At 42.9% G+C, this 14,178-nt stretch carries 19 protein-coding genes; 7 read left to right on the plus strand and 12 right to left on the minus strand.

The genetic code is table 11. The annotated features are described in order from the left end of the window. Positions 1–864: an RluA family pseudouridine synthase gene (locus tag GZ22_RS05010; protein WP_038559405.1), complete on the plus strand. Its 864-nt coding sequence runs from the start codon at positions 1–3 to the stop codon at positions 862–864. On the opposite strand, the gene prpE is transcribed toward GZ22_RS05010, so the two are convergent. Then, positions 853–1,590 carry a bis(5'-nucleosyl)-tetraphosphatase PrpE gene (prpE, locus tag GZ22_RS05015; protein WP_038559407.1) on the minus strand — a complete coding sequence of 246 codons (738 nt, stop codon included), beginning with the start codon at positions 1,588–1,590 and terminating at the stop codon, positions 853–855. The two genes, GZ22_RS05010 and prpE, sit on opposite strands and share 12 nt — an antisense overlap. Before the next feature lie 62 nt (positions 1,591–1,652). Next, positions 1,653–2,831, minus strand: coding sequence for an FtsW/RodA/SpoVE family cell cycle protein (locus tag GZ22_RS05020; protein WP_038559410.1), 1,179 nt, complete (start codon positions 2,829–2,831; stop codon positions 1,653–1,655). 229 nt (positions 2,832–3,060) lie between these two features. Between GZ22_RS05020 and mgtE the strand changes: the two genes are divergently transcribed. Together mgtE and GZ22_RS05030 are read left to right on the plus strand one after the other, a co-directional pair. Then, the gene (gene mgtE, locus GZ22_RS05025; RefSeq protein WP_038559414.1) at positions 3,061–4,428 is read left to right on the plus strand and encodes a magnesium transporter; all 1,368 of its coding nucleotides are present in this window, start codon (positions 3,061–3,063) and stop codon (positions 4,426–4,428) included. Between the two features lie 116 nt (positions 4,429–4,544). Beyond that, on the plus strand, positions 4,545–4,979 hold the full coding sequence (locus GZ22_RS05030) for a CotO family spore coat protein (protein ID WP_051748049.1): 435 nt from the start codon (positions 4,545–4,547) through the stop codon (positions 4,977–4,979). A gap of 56 nt (positions 4,980–5,035) precedes the next feature. On the opposite strand, the gene GZ22_RS05035 is transcribed toward GZ22_RS05030, so the two are convergent. Next, on the minus strand, positions 5,036–5,524 hold the full coding sequence (locus tag GZ22_RS05035) for a CotY/CotZ family spore coat protein (RefSeq protein WP_038559416.1): 489 nt from the start codon (positions 5,522–5,524) through the stop codon (positions 5,036–5,038). 220 nt (positions 5,525–5,744) lie between these two features. On the opposite strand from GZ22_RS05035, the gene GZ22_RS05040 reads away from it, so the two are divergent. Then, the gene (locus GZ22_RS05040) at positions 5,745–6,125 is read left to right on the plus strand and encodes a hypothetical protein (protein ID WP_038559419.1); all 381 of its coding nucleotides are present in this window, start codon (positions 5,745–5,747) and stop codon (positions 6,123–6,125) included. Between the two features lie 89 nt (positions 6,126–6,214). Further along, complete coding sequence (locus GZ22_RS05045; protein WP_038559422.1) at positions 6,215–6,490, plus strand: hypothetical protein; 276 nt, start codon at positions 6,215–6,217, stop codon at positions 6,488–6,490. Here GZ22_RS05045 and GZ22_RS05050 read toward each other — a convergent pair. The 9 genes from GZ22_RS05050 to GZ22_RS05090 form a co-directional block, all read right to left on the minus strand. Continuing rightward, positions 6,487–7,167 carry a DUF421 domain-containing protein gene (locus GZ22_RS05050; protein WP_038559425.1) on the minus strand — a complete coding sequence of 227 codons (681 nt, stop codon included), beginning with the start codon at positions 7,165–7,167 and terminating at the stop codon, positions 6,487–6,489. The two genes, GZ22_RS05045 and GZ22_RS05050, sit on opposite strands and share 4 nt — an antisense overlap. 80 nt (positions 7,168–7,247) lie before the next feature. Beyond that, entirely contained in the window at positions 7,248–7,670 is a 423-nt protein-coding gene (locus tag GZ22_RS05055; RefSeq protein ID WP_038559427.1) for a GNAT family N-acetyltransferase, read from the minus strand. Positions 7,671–7,672: 2 nt separating this feature from the next. Further along, positions 7,673–8,188: a 2'-5' RNA ligase family protein gene (locus GZ22_RS05060; protein ID WP_038559429.1), complete on the minus strand. Its 516-nt coding sequence runs from the start codon at positions 8,186–8,188 to the stop codon at positions 7,673–7,675. A gap of 96 nt (positions 8,189–8,284) precedes the next feature. Continuing rightward, positions 8,285–9,010: an alpha/beta hydrolase gene (locus tag GZ22_RS05065; protein WP_038559430.1), complete on the minus strand. Its 726-nt coding sequence runs from the start codon at positions 9,008–9,010 to the stop codon at positions 8,285–8,287. A 188-nt stretch (positions 9,011–9,198) separates the two neighbouring features. Beyond that, positions 9,199–9,594: a VOC family protein gene (locus GZ22_RS05070; RefSeq protein ID WP_038559432.1), complete on the minus strand. Its 396-nt coding sequence runs from the start codon at positions 9,592–9,594 to the stop codon at positions 9,199–9,201. 142 nt (positions 9,595–9,736) lie between these two features. Beyond that, complete coding sequence (locus tag GZ22_RS05075) at positions 9,737–10,603, minus strand: metal ABC transporter permease (protein ID WP_038559433.1); 867 nt, start codon at positions 10,601–10,603, stop codon at positions 9,737–9,739. Further along, a complete protein-coding gene (locus tag GZ22_RS05080; RefSeq protein ID WP_051748050.1) occupies positions 10,600–11,271 on the minus strand; it encodes a metal ABC transporter permease in 672 nt (223 codons plus the stop codon). The genes GZ22_RS05075 and GZ22_RS05080 overlap by 4 nt, the downstream gene beginning before the upstream one ends. Beyond that, the gene (locus tag GZ22_RS05085) at positions 11,268–12,017 is read right to left on the minus strand and encodes a metal ABC transporter ATP-binding protein (RefSeq protein WP_038559434.1); all 750 of its coding nucleotides are present in this window, start codon (positions 12,015–12,017) and stop codon (positions 11,268–11,270) included. Before GZ22_RS05085 ends, GZ22_RS05080 begins: the two co-directional genes overlap by 4 nt. An 11-nt stretch (positions 12,018–12,028) precedes the next feature. Continuing rightward, positions 12,029–12,958 (minus strand): metal ABC transporter solute-binding protein, Zn/Mn family, encoded by a 930-nt coding sequence (locus GZ22_RS05090; protein WP_038559435.1) that lies wholly within the window; start codon positions 12,956–12,958, stop codon positions 12,029–12,031. Positions 12,959–13,160: 202 nt separating this feature from the next. Between GZ22_RS05090 and GZ22_RS05095 the strand changes: the two genes are divergently transcribed. Next, positions 13,161–13,772 carry an HD domain-containing protein gene (locus GZ22_RS05095; protein WP_038559436.1) on the plus strand — a complete coding sequence of 204 codons (612 nt, stop codon included), beginning with the start codon at positions 13,161–13,163 and terminating at the stop codon, positions 13,770–13,772. Continuing rightward, positions 13,769–14,173, plus strand: coding sequence for a FosX/FosE/FosI family fosfomycin resistance hydrolase (fosX, locus tag GZ22_RS05100; protein ID WP_038559437.1), 405 nt, complete (start codon positions 13,769–13,771; stop codon positions 14,171–14,173). Before GZ22_RS05095 ends, fosX begins: the two co-directional genes overlap by 4 nt. Positions 14,174–14,178 lie beyond the last annotated feature (5 nt).

The following is a 14,178-nucleotide window of genomic DNA, read 5'->3' on the forward strand; positions in this document are numbered from 1 at the left end:
ATGAAATTAAGCTGGACCTTGCAGGAGGAAATCGTTCTTAAGGATTTCCTTAAACAGCAAGGAGTTTCTAGAAGATTATTTAAGACATTCAAGGAGGAGCCGCAGCTGGTAACACTCAATCAGCAGCCGGCGCCTCTTTGGCATATCGGTAAAAATGGTGATTGCTTAGAAGTAGAGCTTCCACAAGAGGAAGCCGGAGCTTATATGGATGCAGAGCCGCTTGAGCTGCCCATTGTTTTTGAAGACGAGCATGTACTTGTTCTTGATAAACAGCCTGGGGTGGCGGTAATTCCATCGATGAACCAGCCGTCGGGTACTATTGCGAATGGTTTGCTTTGGCATTACCGGAATCAAGGTCTTACATATACTGTACATATTCTGACAAGACTGGATCGTGATACATCGGGGCTGATGCTTGTTGCCAAACATCGCTATGCACATACACTTCTGGCTGCCGACCAAAAGCAAGGAAAAATCCAGCGATCTTATGTCGCGCTAGTGGAAGGTCGTATGACAGAATCATCAGGTACTATCAATAAACCAATCGGCAGGAAGGAAGGCTCTATTATTGAACGGGAAGTTCGATCTGATGGACAAGATGCAGTCACTCACTTCCGCCAGCAGACTAGCTTTGCTGCTCATACATTAGTTGAAATTAAGCTTGCGACCGGAAGGACTCATCAAATCCGTGTGCATATGGCATCACTTGGTCATCCACTGGCTGGTGATACACTATATGGCGGAAGTACGGATGTCATCGACCGGCAGGCCCTGCATTCACAGCAGCTACGCTTCGTTCATCCGTTTACGAAGCGCGTTTTGAACTTTCATTCATCGATTCCGGCTGACTTTTTAATCGAATGAACGGAATTTCTCTTCAACGAATGGCTGCTGGGAAGGGACGCTGTGCAAGGACTGTTCTGGAAAACGGCAGGCGGTAAGCTTGTTGCCGAACACACAGCCAGTATCGATATTGATTGTATGATGCATAACGCGGGCCTCTAGAACTGGCGTATGACCATAGATAATCCAGTCTTTCCCATGATAATGCTTAGCCCAGTCCAACCTGACTGGGCGGCCCAGTTCGTCCATTTCACCAGTCGTATCCCCATAAAGAACAAAGCTTTTTACTTTTTTCCCTTCTTTACCGATAAGAGATTCTTTGATACCTGCGTGTGCTGCAACGGCCCCGAGTTCAGGGATTTGTTTGTATAGCGGGGCTTTTTTATATAGCTGCATAAACATATTGGACAGCTTCCTGCGCTTGTTTGGCTCACAGTTTTGCAATTCTGCTACCGTCGTTTCCAATCCATGCTTCACTTGGACATTGTTGCCGAGTAAATAACGGTAAAGCTTATCGCAATGATTGCCTGGTACGTAAAATCCGAGCTCTTCTTCAACAAGGCGATAGACGAGCTCAATCACACCTAATGAATCAGGGCCGCGGTCTGTTAAATCACCAATGAAAAATGGACGGCGGTTTTCTGGGTGAATGGGCAATCTGTTACTTATGTCATATCCTAATTTGCTGAAAAGCTCCAGAAGCTCTGGCAAGCAGCCATGCACATCTCCAATAAAATCTATTTTCATTTGAATCACTCCTATATACAAAAAGGGAAAGCTTATAAAAGCTTTCCCTTTTTTAATGCGGCTTATTTCTGCGTTTCGAACATGAACGTACGCGTTCGCGAATGAATATTGAGCACGATACCAATCGCAATCATATAGGCGAGCGTGGAACTTCCTCCATAGCTGAGGAATGGCAGCGGAAGTCCGGTAATAGGTACAAGTCCTACCGACATCCCGATGTTTTGGAATATTTGATAAGTAAACATCCCGATGAACCCAGCTGATAAATAACTGCCAAATGGTTCATTGCTCTCCAGTCCTACTTGAATCATCCGATAGATGAGAATGAAGAATAGGAAGAGGACAATTGCTGATCCGATGAACCCAAATTGTTCAGCGATGGCAGAAAAGATATAATCCGTATGTCGTTCTGGAATGGAAACCTGGAAATTGGATGCACCTTTTCCAAGAAGAATTCCTGATCCAATCGCCATCAAGCCCAATCTGTACTGGTAACTGGAATCCGGATATTTTTCCGGATAAAGCCATCCAAGGAAACGACTCTCAACGTGTTTGAAAATCGTTTCTTGTAAGAAACCACCAACTTGATTCGGAAAGATAAACGACAGAATAGCAACAAATATACCGATACCAAGTACAATCCCAAGAATAGTCAATAATAGCCGCCAGCTTATTCCAGAGACTAGAATGGTTGCACCGAGGATTGCACTCAATACTAAGAAACCGCCAAGGTCTGGCTGTGACGCAACCAAAAGCATAGGTGGAAGTGCAACAGCAAACAGCTTCACAAGCAGGAGTAAATCTGTTTTATTCGTGCGGACAGTATTTTTCTCATTGTGTGACATAATGACATGCGCCAATGCGATAACAACAAACACCTTTACAAATTCAGCAGGCTGCATCGAACCGATACCTGGTAAGATGAACCAGCTTGTCGCACCATTTGCTTCATTGATGATGGCCGCTGGAAATTTGAAGAACAGCATCAAGAGCATAACTATTCCAATTCCATAGAAAATCCATACAAGCTGGCGAAGCCGGTCATAATCGAGCAGCATCATAACAGCTATGACAACAGCACCAAGTACGTACCACATAATCTGGCGCGGCATATATTGTGTTTGGGCTGCCAGACCAGATAATGTCGGCTGCAGCTCGAATAACGTGAATGAAGAGACAATACAAAGCAATATCAAGACTAATATAATTGTTAGATCTAACCGGAATTTGTTAGAGTTCATACACAAAACCTTTCTTTCGTTCCTTCCGCATCTCTAGCTGCTATAAAAGCGATTAGATTTTGCAAATGAGTGGAATATAATCTTGTTACAGTTTACAACAAAATGACGGATAAATTAAGTGAACTCTATTAAAGTTTCTTAAACCTTTCACAGAACAGCCGTTATTGCATTGACAAAGAGCAAGTTATTACTTACTATTGAGTGTTCTTGCAAGCGAGGAGGAAGACGTATGGATCATTTGGAAAACCAAGAAATCTTACTATACCAAAATAAAATCAGGGAAGCACTAGTTAACCAGCAAATTGACCAATTTCGTGCTGAATACCTAGAACTCCACCCGTATGATCAGGCGGCAGTTTTTGAGGAGCAGCCAGAAGAAATCCGAAAGCAGATTTATTCTTATCTTTCACCAGATGAAACAGCAGAAATCATGGAAAACGTTAACTGGGAGAATGCTGATCTGTATTTCACGGAGATGTACTCTCGTTATGCAGCGCAGGTACTAGCTGAGATGTCTGCTGATGATGCAGTGGATATATTAAAGGAAATGGATAAAAACAAAGTTGCTAGTTTCATCGCAATTATGGAAAAGGATTCAGCAGATGAAATCAAGCATCTTCTCCATTATGAAGATAAAACGGCCGGAAGTATCATGACGACTGAATTTGTCAGTGTCAGCGCTACAGATACGGTACGAGAAGCGATGCTGCATCTTAGAGCGGAAGCGCCAGATGCGGAAACTATCTATTATACGTACGTCGTTGACCAAGACAAGAAGCTAGTCGGAGTTATTTCTTTGCGTAATCTCATTATAGCGGAGAAAGACTGGCTCATATCCGAAGTGATGAGCGACAGGATTGTCAGTGTCGATGTCGGTGGCGATCAGGAGCATGTTGCCCAAATGATGCGAGATTATGACTTCCTGGCACTGCCGGTTGTCGATTTTCAGAACCATATACTCGGTATCATCACAGTCGATGATATCTTGGATGTTATGGAAGAAGAAGCAGATGAGGATTACAGCCGTTTAGCCGGTGTCAGTGATACAGAAAGAGGAGAGGACAGTGCCTTCGTGTCTGCTAGAAAACGCTTGCCATGGCTCGTTGTTCTTCTTTTTCTCGGTATGATTACGGCCAGCATGATCAGCCGTTTTGAAAATACACTGAGCCAAGTTGCCATACTTGCGAGCTTTATTCCGCTTATCGGCGGGATGGGGGGGAATACTGGCACCCAGGCACTAGCGGTTGCGGTCCGAGGTATGGCGACAGGAGATGTTGCCAAGCGCGGAAAGACACGGATGGTAATGAGGGAAGGGTTGACAGGTATTATCACAGGACTTAGCTGTGGTATCGTCATCACTTTAGTTGTGACTATCTGGCAGAAAGATTTCTTCCTAGGCTTACTCGTCGGATTATCCATTTTTGCAACGCTGATCATTGCAACACTTGCTGGAGCGATCATCCCGCTTCTTATGCATAAGCTAAACATTGACCCGGCTATCGCTTCAGGGCCGTTCATTACGACAATCAATGATATTATTTCTATTTTGATTTATTTTGGGCTGGCAACAGCTTTTATGGGACTGCTGACAGGTTAATGTAAAGCTAAAGAAGACTGTCTGAAGACAGTCTTCTTTCTTTTGGGGAAATTGGGCACCCTCATTTTATAACTGCATATAATGGGTAGGAATCCTAATGCAGAGGAGGACGCAGAGTGTCCAAAGAAAAGGTAAGGCACCAGCAGCCATTGCTGTTCATTGCCCAGCCGAAGCTTGATCTGCCAAAGGCAGAAATGCAGCAGGCTTATCGTACGACAAAAGGAAAAAAGAAAGAAGTTGTAACAGAAGAGGTAAAACAAGAAGCTGTTTCGCCGAAAGAAGAGAAAGCACAGGCAACCGAAAAGGTAGCTCCGTCCAATAGAAAAGTGAATTTCAAAGATTTATCGACGGCAGAAAAGATTGATTATATTTTGAATATCCCTTCTCAGATTCCCCGTATGAAATGTGAACTTGTTACAACAGAAGGCAGTTTGATTGGTATCATTTCAGATATGGAAGGAGATTCAATTCAATTTAAATCTATCCGGCGTCCGTTTAAACGGGAAGTAAAGCTTGAAGACATTCAAGACATAAAATTACTTGGTTTCTAAAAAAAAAGTTCAATCTTGAAATCAAGATTGAACTTTTTCTTGTTTTGAGAACTGGATTAAACTGTTGTGCCAGTTGTGCCAGTAAGGAATGCAGATATAGCTGGCAAAGTAGTGATGTGTGCGAATTTAGTCAGATCAACAGTGAAGCAAAGACCAGTTGCTGCCAGACCAGTAACAATCTGATCATCTATACCATCAGGAATGAGTGTGATATCAGCTGGGCTGCGAAGCAGTTCCAATACAGCAGCGTCATCATCGTATACTGCTTTCACACGGAAGTAGTAGCTTGCAGCTACCGGGCCAAGTGTTCCTGGAGTTGCTCCAGGAGCTACACCGTACCCGCGGAAGATACCTCCAAGGTCGTTATAAAGGCAGATTGGTACTGTATCGAAACCAGCAGATCCTCCGAAGTTACCAAGAAGATCATTAATGGATTGTTCCGCACTTGTTGCACAGCATTCGCTGGAAATATCTCTTTGTGCATTAGCGATTTCTCTGACGATATCCACAACGATTGATGAACTTTCACGCCTTGCGTTACTCATGATTTTACCCCTCTCGAAATGATAAAGTAATGACGTTTCGTCTTTAATAAGATATGAGGGGGCATCTGTTATGTGTGGGCACTTAACCGCATAATGCAAGAAGTTGGTAGGTATTTGTTTGTGAAGAAAAAACACAGGATTAGGCGTAGATAGCACACCTTATCCTAATGGGTTACATAAACTATCAAGACTTGAGTCCAAGGAAAAAGGAGTGAAAGACATGTCAGAGGAAAAAAAGATCATCCATGTGAAAAATCTCATCATCAAAGCAGACAAAGTAGTGTTGGATGCAGACGATATACACAAAGATAAGCACGATCATGACGATAAAAAACACGATCATGATAAAAAGCATGATCATAAACAAGACTATGATCTGTTCTTTGGTTCCCGCCGGAAAAAAGATGATGATAAACACGATCATGATGATAAACATGATGATAAAAAACATGATGATAAACACGATCATGATGATAAAAAGCATGATCGTAACTTTGATTTTGATCCGATTTTCGGTTTCCGCCGGAAGAAAGATGATGATCATGATGATAAAAAGAAAGAAGACGATGATGACAAAAGACGCCGGAATTTCTGGTTCTGATAAAAGCAGCCTAGGCTGCTTTTTTTATATGGTTAGACAAGGAGTGAAGAGGGAAAAAGAAGAATAAGTTATAAAGAGGAGGAGATTGCATGAGTTGGACAGTGCCAGTTTCATCTTATCAATATATGGATTATCAAAATAGGATCAACAGCCCTAAAAGCGATCGTTATGTAATTGAAAGAACGAATCCTGTTATGTCCCATAAAACGAAGGATACGTTTGAACAGCGCGTTCAGGATCGACTTGACTACCAAGCTGCCATGCCTCGTCAAAAGCGTAATCAAACAATCAAAGAGACACAATTTGACGGGCAGACTTATAGCTTGTTAACCGGTAAAGGGCGTTATATTAACACGGTCTGTTAATTATATGCTCTGGTAAATAGTCCATCAGTGGGTGTCCATTCCGCATATGCTACTTCGGAAACACTGCCAAAGCCTTGCTTTTTTAATTCCTGCTGCAACCATTCCAATGTCTGACCGCTATTAATGATGTTATCCTTAATTATTTCACCATCCAATATGAAGGAAACAGGGAGCGGGTTAGGCTGTTCTTTCAAATCGAGATCATTTCGTGTAGGATTTTGGTAGGCGCTTTTCTTTAAAACGCTTAAACTGCCATCTGCTTCAATTATGGCATAATCGACTTCAGCTAGTGAGAAAATGCTATTGGTCCTCAACTGGTGCATAAGCTGATTAAAATCCATTTTATTGGCTTTCATATCCTCATACCGGAGCTCGCCTTTGGAAATGATTACAGTTGGTTTTCCCTCCAAAAAACCACGGGTGCCTTTGAAGCGCTGGGTGGTTTTCTCAATAATCACCATTAGTAAGCCCCAAGTGATGATTGCAACAGCAATATGAGGAATACCAGCTTCTGTATCGAAAATAGCATTACCAAACAATTCACCAACTGCAATTGCAGCGATGAAGTCAAATGCGGTAATTTGATTCATTTGGGTTTTTCCGAGCACCTTCGTCAATATAAACAGGCCAAAAAAGCCGAATATTACTTCTACGATGATATGTCCATATTCTCCCACGTGCAACACACCCCTTCTAAGAGAAAGCTTGCCCAAAGGAAACGTGACTATACAAAAAAAGAGACCTCCAAAAGGAAGTCTCACAGCTGTTTTGTCATTGTTTTATGCGGAATACCAGCATCCATGAATTCATCTGAAACGACTGTATAACCTAATCGTTCGTAGAAAGGGATTGCCTGAGTCTGCGCGTTCAATTTCGCTTTCTGCATACCGCGTTTTTTTGCTTCTTCCTCCATGACCCACATTAGGTCATTTCCGTAATGTTTGCCTCGGAATTCTTTCAGGATGCAAATGCGTTCCATCTTGGAATACTCATCGACCAAACGCATTCTTGCAGCCGCTCCCGGAGTTCCATCCTCGTATCCAACGAAGTGAATACTCTCATTTTCCAGTTCATCGATTTCAAGATCTGCCGGTACTTTTTGTTCTTCAACGAAGACTAATGTTCTTACCTGAAAAGCATCTTGCTGTTGGATACTGTTTTCTGCTACCGTTATTTCCATGTTTATTCCTCACCTAATGTAAAAGTTTCTTTCACAATCCATTTCCCGTCTTCTTGTTCCTGAAGCAAATGAAACTGTGTGGCTTGTTCTTCATATTGAAATTGCTTTAGCTTGAGCGTTCCGTGCAAATCAGCATATTCCCCATTCGAAAGGTCTTGCGCAATCGTGATATGCGGAATAAAAGCATATGCTTTTTCACCTTCAAAGAAACCATGATACAACTTTTCGTGCAGTGTTTTTAATTCCTCAGAAGGCGTCACCTTGAAATAGAGTGTATTATGAGCAGGTGCAAACGTACTTACTTTCTCAATGTGATAAGAGAAAGGAGCTGTTTCGCGTGCGATTCGTTTCAGCTCACTTACAGCGTCGATAAGATCATCTTCTTCATTCAATGGGAATGGCTGTCTTACCTTCATATGCGGTTTGATTAGTGCGTAAGCAGAGTCGTATCGTTTGCGGTACGAATTGGCTTCTTGCTGCACTTGCTCAGATGGAAAAATTGCTACAGTGTAGTTCATCTCAATACCTCCAAATAAGAATGAATAGCATGCGTATCGTTTGCTTTATGCGTCTTATTATACCAGAGATAGTGCCTGCTGTATGCGTCCGAAGGTTCAGCCGAATACGTCAGTCAGTACCTGCTTCATATCACGCTGCCAATATTTCCATGTATGTTCCGCATCCTCCAGTTCCCGATACGTATAATCAACAGCCTTTGTGCGGAAATATTCTTGCAAGCTGCGATTCGGCTCCACAAAGTCCATCTCTTTTCCGAAGCTAGTAGGAACCTTCGTTTCTTTTGTTCCAATCGTATGATAAATGGACAAACTATCTAGCTGCTTTGCATCTCTTACTTCCCGCATGACAGCGTCATCGACTAATGGAGATTGCATCACAACGCCGCCAAATGTATGCGGGAAGCGAAGGGCAGCAACAAGGGAGAGGGTACCAGCCAGAGAATCGCCCATTAATGTCCTTGCAGCTCCCATATGTAACGTGGGTAAATCATCCTCCAGAACCGGCAGTGCTTCATGCAGAAGGAACTGCAGAAAAGCTTCATGTTTCTTTCCATCAGGATAGTATTTATCTATCCGGTCGTAACGGTCCCGATAATGAATGCCTGCGAAAACCGTATTCTGAATCTGCCCGTCACTATGCAGCTGATCGCTTAATGTCGCGATACGCCCCATTTGGAAATAATCGTTGCCATCCTGCATGATGCATAGCTGGTACTTATATAAAGGAGAAAAGGACTCCGGCTTATACCAGCGTACTTCTAAGCTCTCATCTAAATAGATACTGTCTATAATGGCGCTTTCCATCTTACCATTTCGTTTCATCTGATAAACCTCGCTTTATGAAAGGGTTGTGATGTCATTTTACCATGAATGATAGGAAGAGTAAGAATAATACAGGTTGTCAGCGAAAACCTTACAACTTAATAACTGCATTACTTAATTTTCGACTCCATAGAAAAAAGGATCTGTTTCAATTAATCGAAATAGATCCTTTCGTGTTATATCTAGTCTTATGATATGGAATCAATCTTTTTTTCCATGACTGCAAAGTAATTTCCTTCATAATCTGCAAAATTGAATACTCTTCCAGAAGGCATTGTAACTATTTCTCCGACTGTAAGATGATCAGTTAGTAAAACATTGTGCAATTTATCGAGATTACCTGTGAAAAACATCAAAGAGGGAGTAGCTAGATTTAGTTCAGGCTCCATTTTGGAGATGAATGCTTTGTTGTGAAGAATGATACTTGTTTCTGCACCATTTGAAGGTGCGATTTCAATCCATCTCATACCCTGACCATCGTCTTCTTGTGAAAGCACTTGAAATCCCAGTTTTTCTGTCCAAAAATGGACCGCCTGATCCTGATCGTTTACATACAGCATAATTTGACCGACAGAATTAATCATTTAATTTCTCCTTCTGAATGTATTTGGTTATTACAATTCAACAATGTCGTGGATTTACCTGTAAGAAAAAGTTCAATTCTTGTAAAAAGAAATAGGTCACACAGCGTAGCGTGTGACCTAAGTAAAGGAGAGAAGGCTAAGTTCAAGACGTGATCATCGCTCGATAACGTCGCAGCAACCCATATCTTGGGGAGAACACCCATGTCAGCAGAAATAAAATACCTCCCGCAGCACTCATCGAGCCGGATATGGAAGCATCCAGCCACAAGGCACCATAATAACCGAAGATGGCACTAGCTGCGCCAAACAAGCAACTGTAAAGCAGCATTACCGATAGTCGATCGGTCAGAAGGTAAGCACAGGTCCCGGGCACGACTAGCATACTGACAACAAGGACGGCCCCAACAGCATCAAAGGAGCCGACAGCCGTAATGGATACAAGACCCATCAACAAATAATGGATCAAGGCAACCGGAAGGCCAAGCGTTACCGCCAGCGCGGCATCAAAACTAGTAAGCTTTAATTCTTTGTAGAACATGAGAATGACGAGCAATGCGAATATTGTGATACATAGGAGCATTCCTGTTGCTTTCGGTATTTCAATTCCAAAGACAGTGTACGTATTCCATGGAATAAAGGCGATTTCTCCCATTAATGCGTGCTCCACATCGAGATGGACATCTCTGGCGAAAAGCGAAATAAGTATAACCCCGATGGCAAAGAAAGTCGTAAACACAATACCGATACTGGCATCTTCTTGAACACCCGAATTATGGAGTGATTGGATGGCGAATGTCGTCACCAATCCGATTACGGTTGCGCCAATCAGCATATAGATGCCGTTCAAACTGTTTGCGACAAGAAATGCGAGTACGATACCAAGCAAAACGCTATGACTGATCGCATCAGCGAGCATTGTCATTCGCCGAACAATTAAGAAACAACCGACCATACCACAGCTGATTCCGACTAAACAAGCAGTCAACAAAATCCAGCCCTCATACGTCATATGCTTTCCTCCTTCAGGCGTACACGATGTGCCATCAGCTTTTGAATAAGACCGCGCTTTGGTCCGATAGTGAAGGAGACAATAAAACAGCCAGCAGCCGTGACAACGATGAGCGGACCGGTCGCCAAACCGGTACTGATTGTACTGATCAACGCACCAACTATCCCGGAACATGCCCCAATAGATCCAGCGATGAGAATCAATCCGCCAGCAGCGCCGGCCATTGTATAAACATCGTTTCGGGTCATCGCTGCAGCCTGCCCGAAGATGAAGTGGTCGAGTCCGCTTTTATTTCCTCCTGCCTGCTGCGTGATTCTGCTCAGCAAAACAATTCCTGTACCGAAAAAGACGCTTAATATGAGGCAGATGGCAGCATCTTTTTTAATCCTCGTCGTTGTAGTGATGAGCTGGATGAGATAGGTTGCCAGCAGTCCGGTTGCAGTTGCGCCGAGCAGCAGGACAAGCAGCTGTTTCTCACCAATAAGGAGATAAGCTATACATATGCCCGGCAGTGCTGCGTGAGCAACAGCGTCACCAATAAGACTCTGTTTTTTTAAGAGAGCAAAGCTTCCAAGCACGCCACTGGCAATCCCAAGCAGCATTGTGCTCAGCACAACCCATTGCGTATTCGGCTGATGCAGCAGTGCATTCCACATATCCTGGATCATGACATAACTCGCTTATCGCCATTTGTTGAGAAGAAAGCCAACGCACCGCCATAGGTTTTTTGCAGCAAATCTTTTGTGAATACTTGCTCGGTGGGTCCGTTAGCTATCACAGTGCGATTTAATAGAAGTGTGTGATCGAAGTATTCCGGAACTGTTTGTAAATCGTGATGCACGACAATGACCGTTTTGCCTTTTTGCTTTAATTCCCGTAACAGATCGATAATCGCTTTTTCTGTTTTAGCATCTACTCCGACGAAGGGCTCATCCATGAAATATACTTCTGCATCCTGCACCAATGCGCGTGCTAAAAAGACACGCTGCTGCTGTCCGCCGGAAAGCTGGCGGATTTGCCTATCTGCATAATCCGCCATGCCGAGTTTGTGCAAAGCCTCTTTCGCAAGCGCAATATCTTGCTTTGAAGGCCGTTTGAACCAGCCGATATGTCCATACCGACCCATCAGAATGACATCAAGCGCATTCGTTGGAAAGTCCCAATCAACTGATCCCCGCTGTGGTACATATCCAACATTCCGATTTTTTGGGCTGTAAGGCTTTCCGAGAATGGAGATTTGTCCTGATGAACGCTTCAGCATTCCGAGAATTGCTTTAATTAATGTCGATTTTCCTGCGCCATTTGGTCCGACGATGGCTGTAAGGCTTCCTTTAGGTATAGAGAGTTCCACTTGATCGAGAACAGCTTTTCTATCATATGCAACTTGCAAATCCTTTACATTCAAAGCTTCCATTCGTCATCCTCCTATTTCAAAGCGTCAACAATCGTGTCTACATTATGACGATACATGCCGATATACGTGCCTTCTTCCGTGCCTTCCTCACCCATAGCATCAGAATAAAGTTCGCCGCCAATTTTAACTTCGTGTCCAGCTTCCTTGGCTCCATCAATCGCAGCATTGATTGACTTCTCCGACACACTCGACTCGACGAATAAAGCACCAATTTTACGTTCAGTCAGCGTATCAACCAGTCTTTGGATATCAGCCAGACCGAATTCGGAGTCAGTAGACAACCCCTGCAGTCCCATCACATCCATGTCATATGCCTCACCAAAATATTGAAAAGCATCATGCGCTGTAATAAGAACCCGCTGTTCTTCTGGAATGGAAGCTATCTGTTCTTCGGCATAAGCCTTTAGCTCATCCAGTTCCTTTAAATAAGCTGCTTCGTTATTTTCATAGTCTGCTTTATTATCAGGATCTTCTTCGATGAATGTGTCTGTAATACTGCCAATTGCATCCTTCCAGATTGCAACGTCAAACCAGATATGAGGATCAGATAAAGAGTTATCCTCCGCATCAGTAAGCAGACCCGAGCCGTCGATTTTCTCCCCGATTGCTACTGTAGGAGTACTATCCTGCATATTTTCGAACACTTCCAACATCTGACCTTCCAGATGAAGCCCGTTATAAAGAATGACATCGGCATCTTGAAGCTTTTGCATATCGCTTTGCGTTGCTTTGTACAAATGCGGGTCAATTCCTGGACCCATTAGACTTTCAACCTCCACATGTTCGCCGCCAATCTGTTCAGCAGCATCGGCAATTTGAGCAATAGTCGTCGTCACCTGCAATTTGTTTTCCTCAGAACTAGAAGCAGAATCGGAAGCACCACAACCAGCAAGTAAGAAGACAGCAAACAAAGAGGAAACAAAGTAAAACAGCTTTTTCATACAAAACACTCCTTTTCAGTAAATTCAATCCTTTAGGCGTGCGCACTTATTTTGCCTTAGTGCAAAATTATATTATGTACATGGGAAAGTCAAGTGCATGTTTGCAAAAAATAATCAATTAAGAAAATAAATTTACCTAGGGCAAAAAACGACATCTGCTGCATGGAATTTATGGTAATATGGTGGGAAGGGGATGGTATCAATGGAGCGGATGAGAGGAATCATGCAAGTATTGAGACTTGCTGAAAAGCTCAAATTTGAGATGCGACACAGCTGGCTGTCTAACGGCAGACAAGAAAGTGTAGCAGAACATACGTGGCGTGTAGGTCTGATGGCAGTGCTTATTGAACCATACATAGAAGAAAAATTAGACATGGCAAAATTATTGAAGATGATTATGATTCACGATTTAGTGGAAGCAGAGGCAAAGGATGTTCCTGCTTTTGATACGTTGTTTGATACGGAAAGAAAAGAACAAAAGCAGCTGGCAGAACAAACAGCTATGGAAAACATTAAAGCAATGCTTAAAGAAGAGCCAGGGAAGGAACTGCAGGAGCTTTGGCTGGAATTTGAAGCAAAGAAAACATTCGAAGCAAAAGTTGCCAACGCTTTAGATAAGCTTGAAGCACAGCTACAGCATAATGAAGCATCGATTGATACATGGCTTGAGGTTGAAAGAGAAATGGTATATTTGCTGAAACCTCATACGGAATTCCATCCGGTACTGGAGGACCTACGGAAAATGATCGTTACCGAAGCAGAAGAAAAATTGAAAGAGAAAGATTCTGTACAAAGCGCGGGATTTTCGGAATGATTAAAGGGATCAGCCATATCACTTTTGTTGTAAGAAATCTGGATCGTACTGCTGCTTTTTTTAAAGAGATTTTAGATGCAGAAGAAGTATACGACAGCGGAAGTGAACGCCATTCTTTATATCCGGAAAAGTTTTTCTTGATAGGCGGTCAATGGATTGCTGTCATGCAAGCAGATGAGGTTGTGAACCGGACATATCATCACGTCGCTTTTAATGTAAAGGCAACGGATCTCAACAAGTATAGAGATCGAATAGAGAAGGCGGGCCTAGAATTAAGACATCCCCGCTCTAGGGTTTCCGGAGAAGGGGAATCCATTTATTTCTACGACTTTGACAATAACTTGTTCGAATTGTATGCGGGCACGCTGGATGAGCGATTAAAAGCATATAAAAAAGGATGAAGCTT

The organism is Terribacillus saccharophilus (genome assembly GCF_000725365.1).
Lineage (GTDB): Bacteria > Bacillota > Bacilli > Bacillales > Amphibacillaceae > Terribacillus > Terribacillus saccharophilus.

Coding starts and splice junctions, on each gene's coding strand:
- GZ22_RS05010 (WP_038559405.1), top strand. CDS start 1: ATGAAATTAAGCTGGACCTTGCAGGAGGAAATCGTTCTTAAGGATTTC.
- prpE (WP_038559407.1), bottom strand. CDS start 1,590: ATGAAAATAGATTTTATTGGAGATGTGCATGGCTGCTTGCCAGAGCTT.
- GZ22_RS05020 (WP_038559410.1), bottom strand. CDS start 2,831: ATGAACTCTAACAAATTCCGGTTAGATCTAACAATTATATTAGTCTTG.
- mgtE (WP_038559414.1), top strand. CDS start 3,061: ATGGATCATTTGGAAAACCAAGAAATCTTACTATACCAAAATAAAATC.
- GZ22_RS05035 (WP_038559416.1), bottom strand. CDS start 5,524: ATGAGTAACGCAAGGCGTGAAAGTTCATCAATCGTTGTGGATATCGTC.
- GZ22_RS05040 (WP_038559419.1), top strand. CDS start 5,745: ATGTCAGAGGAAAAAAAGATCATCCATGTGAAAAATCTCATCATCAAA.
- GZ22_RS05045 (WP_038559422.1), top strand. CDS start 6,215: ATGAGTTGGACAGTGCCAGTTTCATCTTATCAATATATGGATTATCAA.
- GZ22_RS05055 (WP_038559427.1), bottom strand. CDS start 7,670: ATGGAAATAACGGTAGCAGAAAACAGTATCCAACAGCAAGATGCTTTT.
- GZ22_RS05060 (WP_038559429.1), bottom strand. CDS start 8,188: ATGAACTACACTGTAGCAATTTTTCCATCTGAGCAAGTGCAGCAAGAA.
- GZ22_RS05065 (WP_038559430.1), bottom strand. CDS start 9,010: ATGAAACGAAATGGTAAGATGGAAAGCGCCATTATAGACAGTATCTAT.
- GZ22_RS05070 (WP_038559432.1), bottom strand. CDS start 9,594: ATGATTAATTCTGTCGGTCAAATTATGCTGTATGTAAACGATCAGGAT.
- GZ22_RS05075 (WP_038559433.1), bottom strand. CDS start 10,603: ATGACGTATGAGGGCTGGATTTTGTTGACTGCTTGTTTAGTCGGAATC.
- GZ22_RS05080 (WP_051748050.1), bottom strand. CDS start 11,271: ATGATCCAGGATATGTGGAATGCACTGCTGCATCAGCCGAATACGCAA.
- GZ22_RS05085 (WP_038559434.1), bottom strand. CDS start 12,017: ATGGAAGCTTTGAATGTAAAGGATTTGCAAGTTGCATATGATAGAAAA.
- GZ22_RS05090 (WP_038559435.1), bottom strand. CDS start 12,958: ATGAAAAAGCTGTTTTACTTTGTTTCCTCTTTGTTTGCTGTCTTCTTA.
- GZ22_RS05095 (WP_038559436.1), top strand. CDS start 13,161: ATGGAGCGGATGAGAGGAATCATGCAAGTATTGAGACTTGCTGAAAAG.
- fosX (WP_038559437.1), top strand. CDS start 13,769: ATGATTAAAGGGATCAGCCATATCACTTTTGTTGTAAGAAATCTGGAT.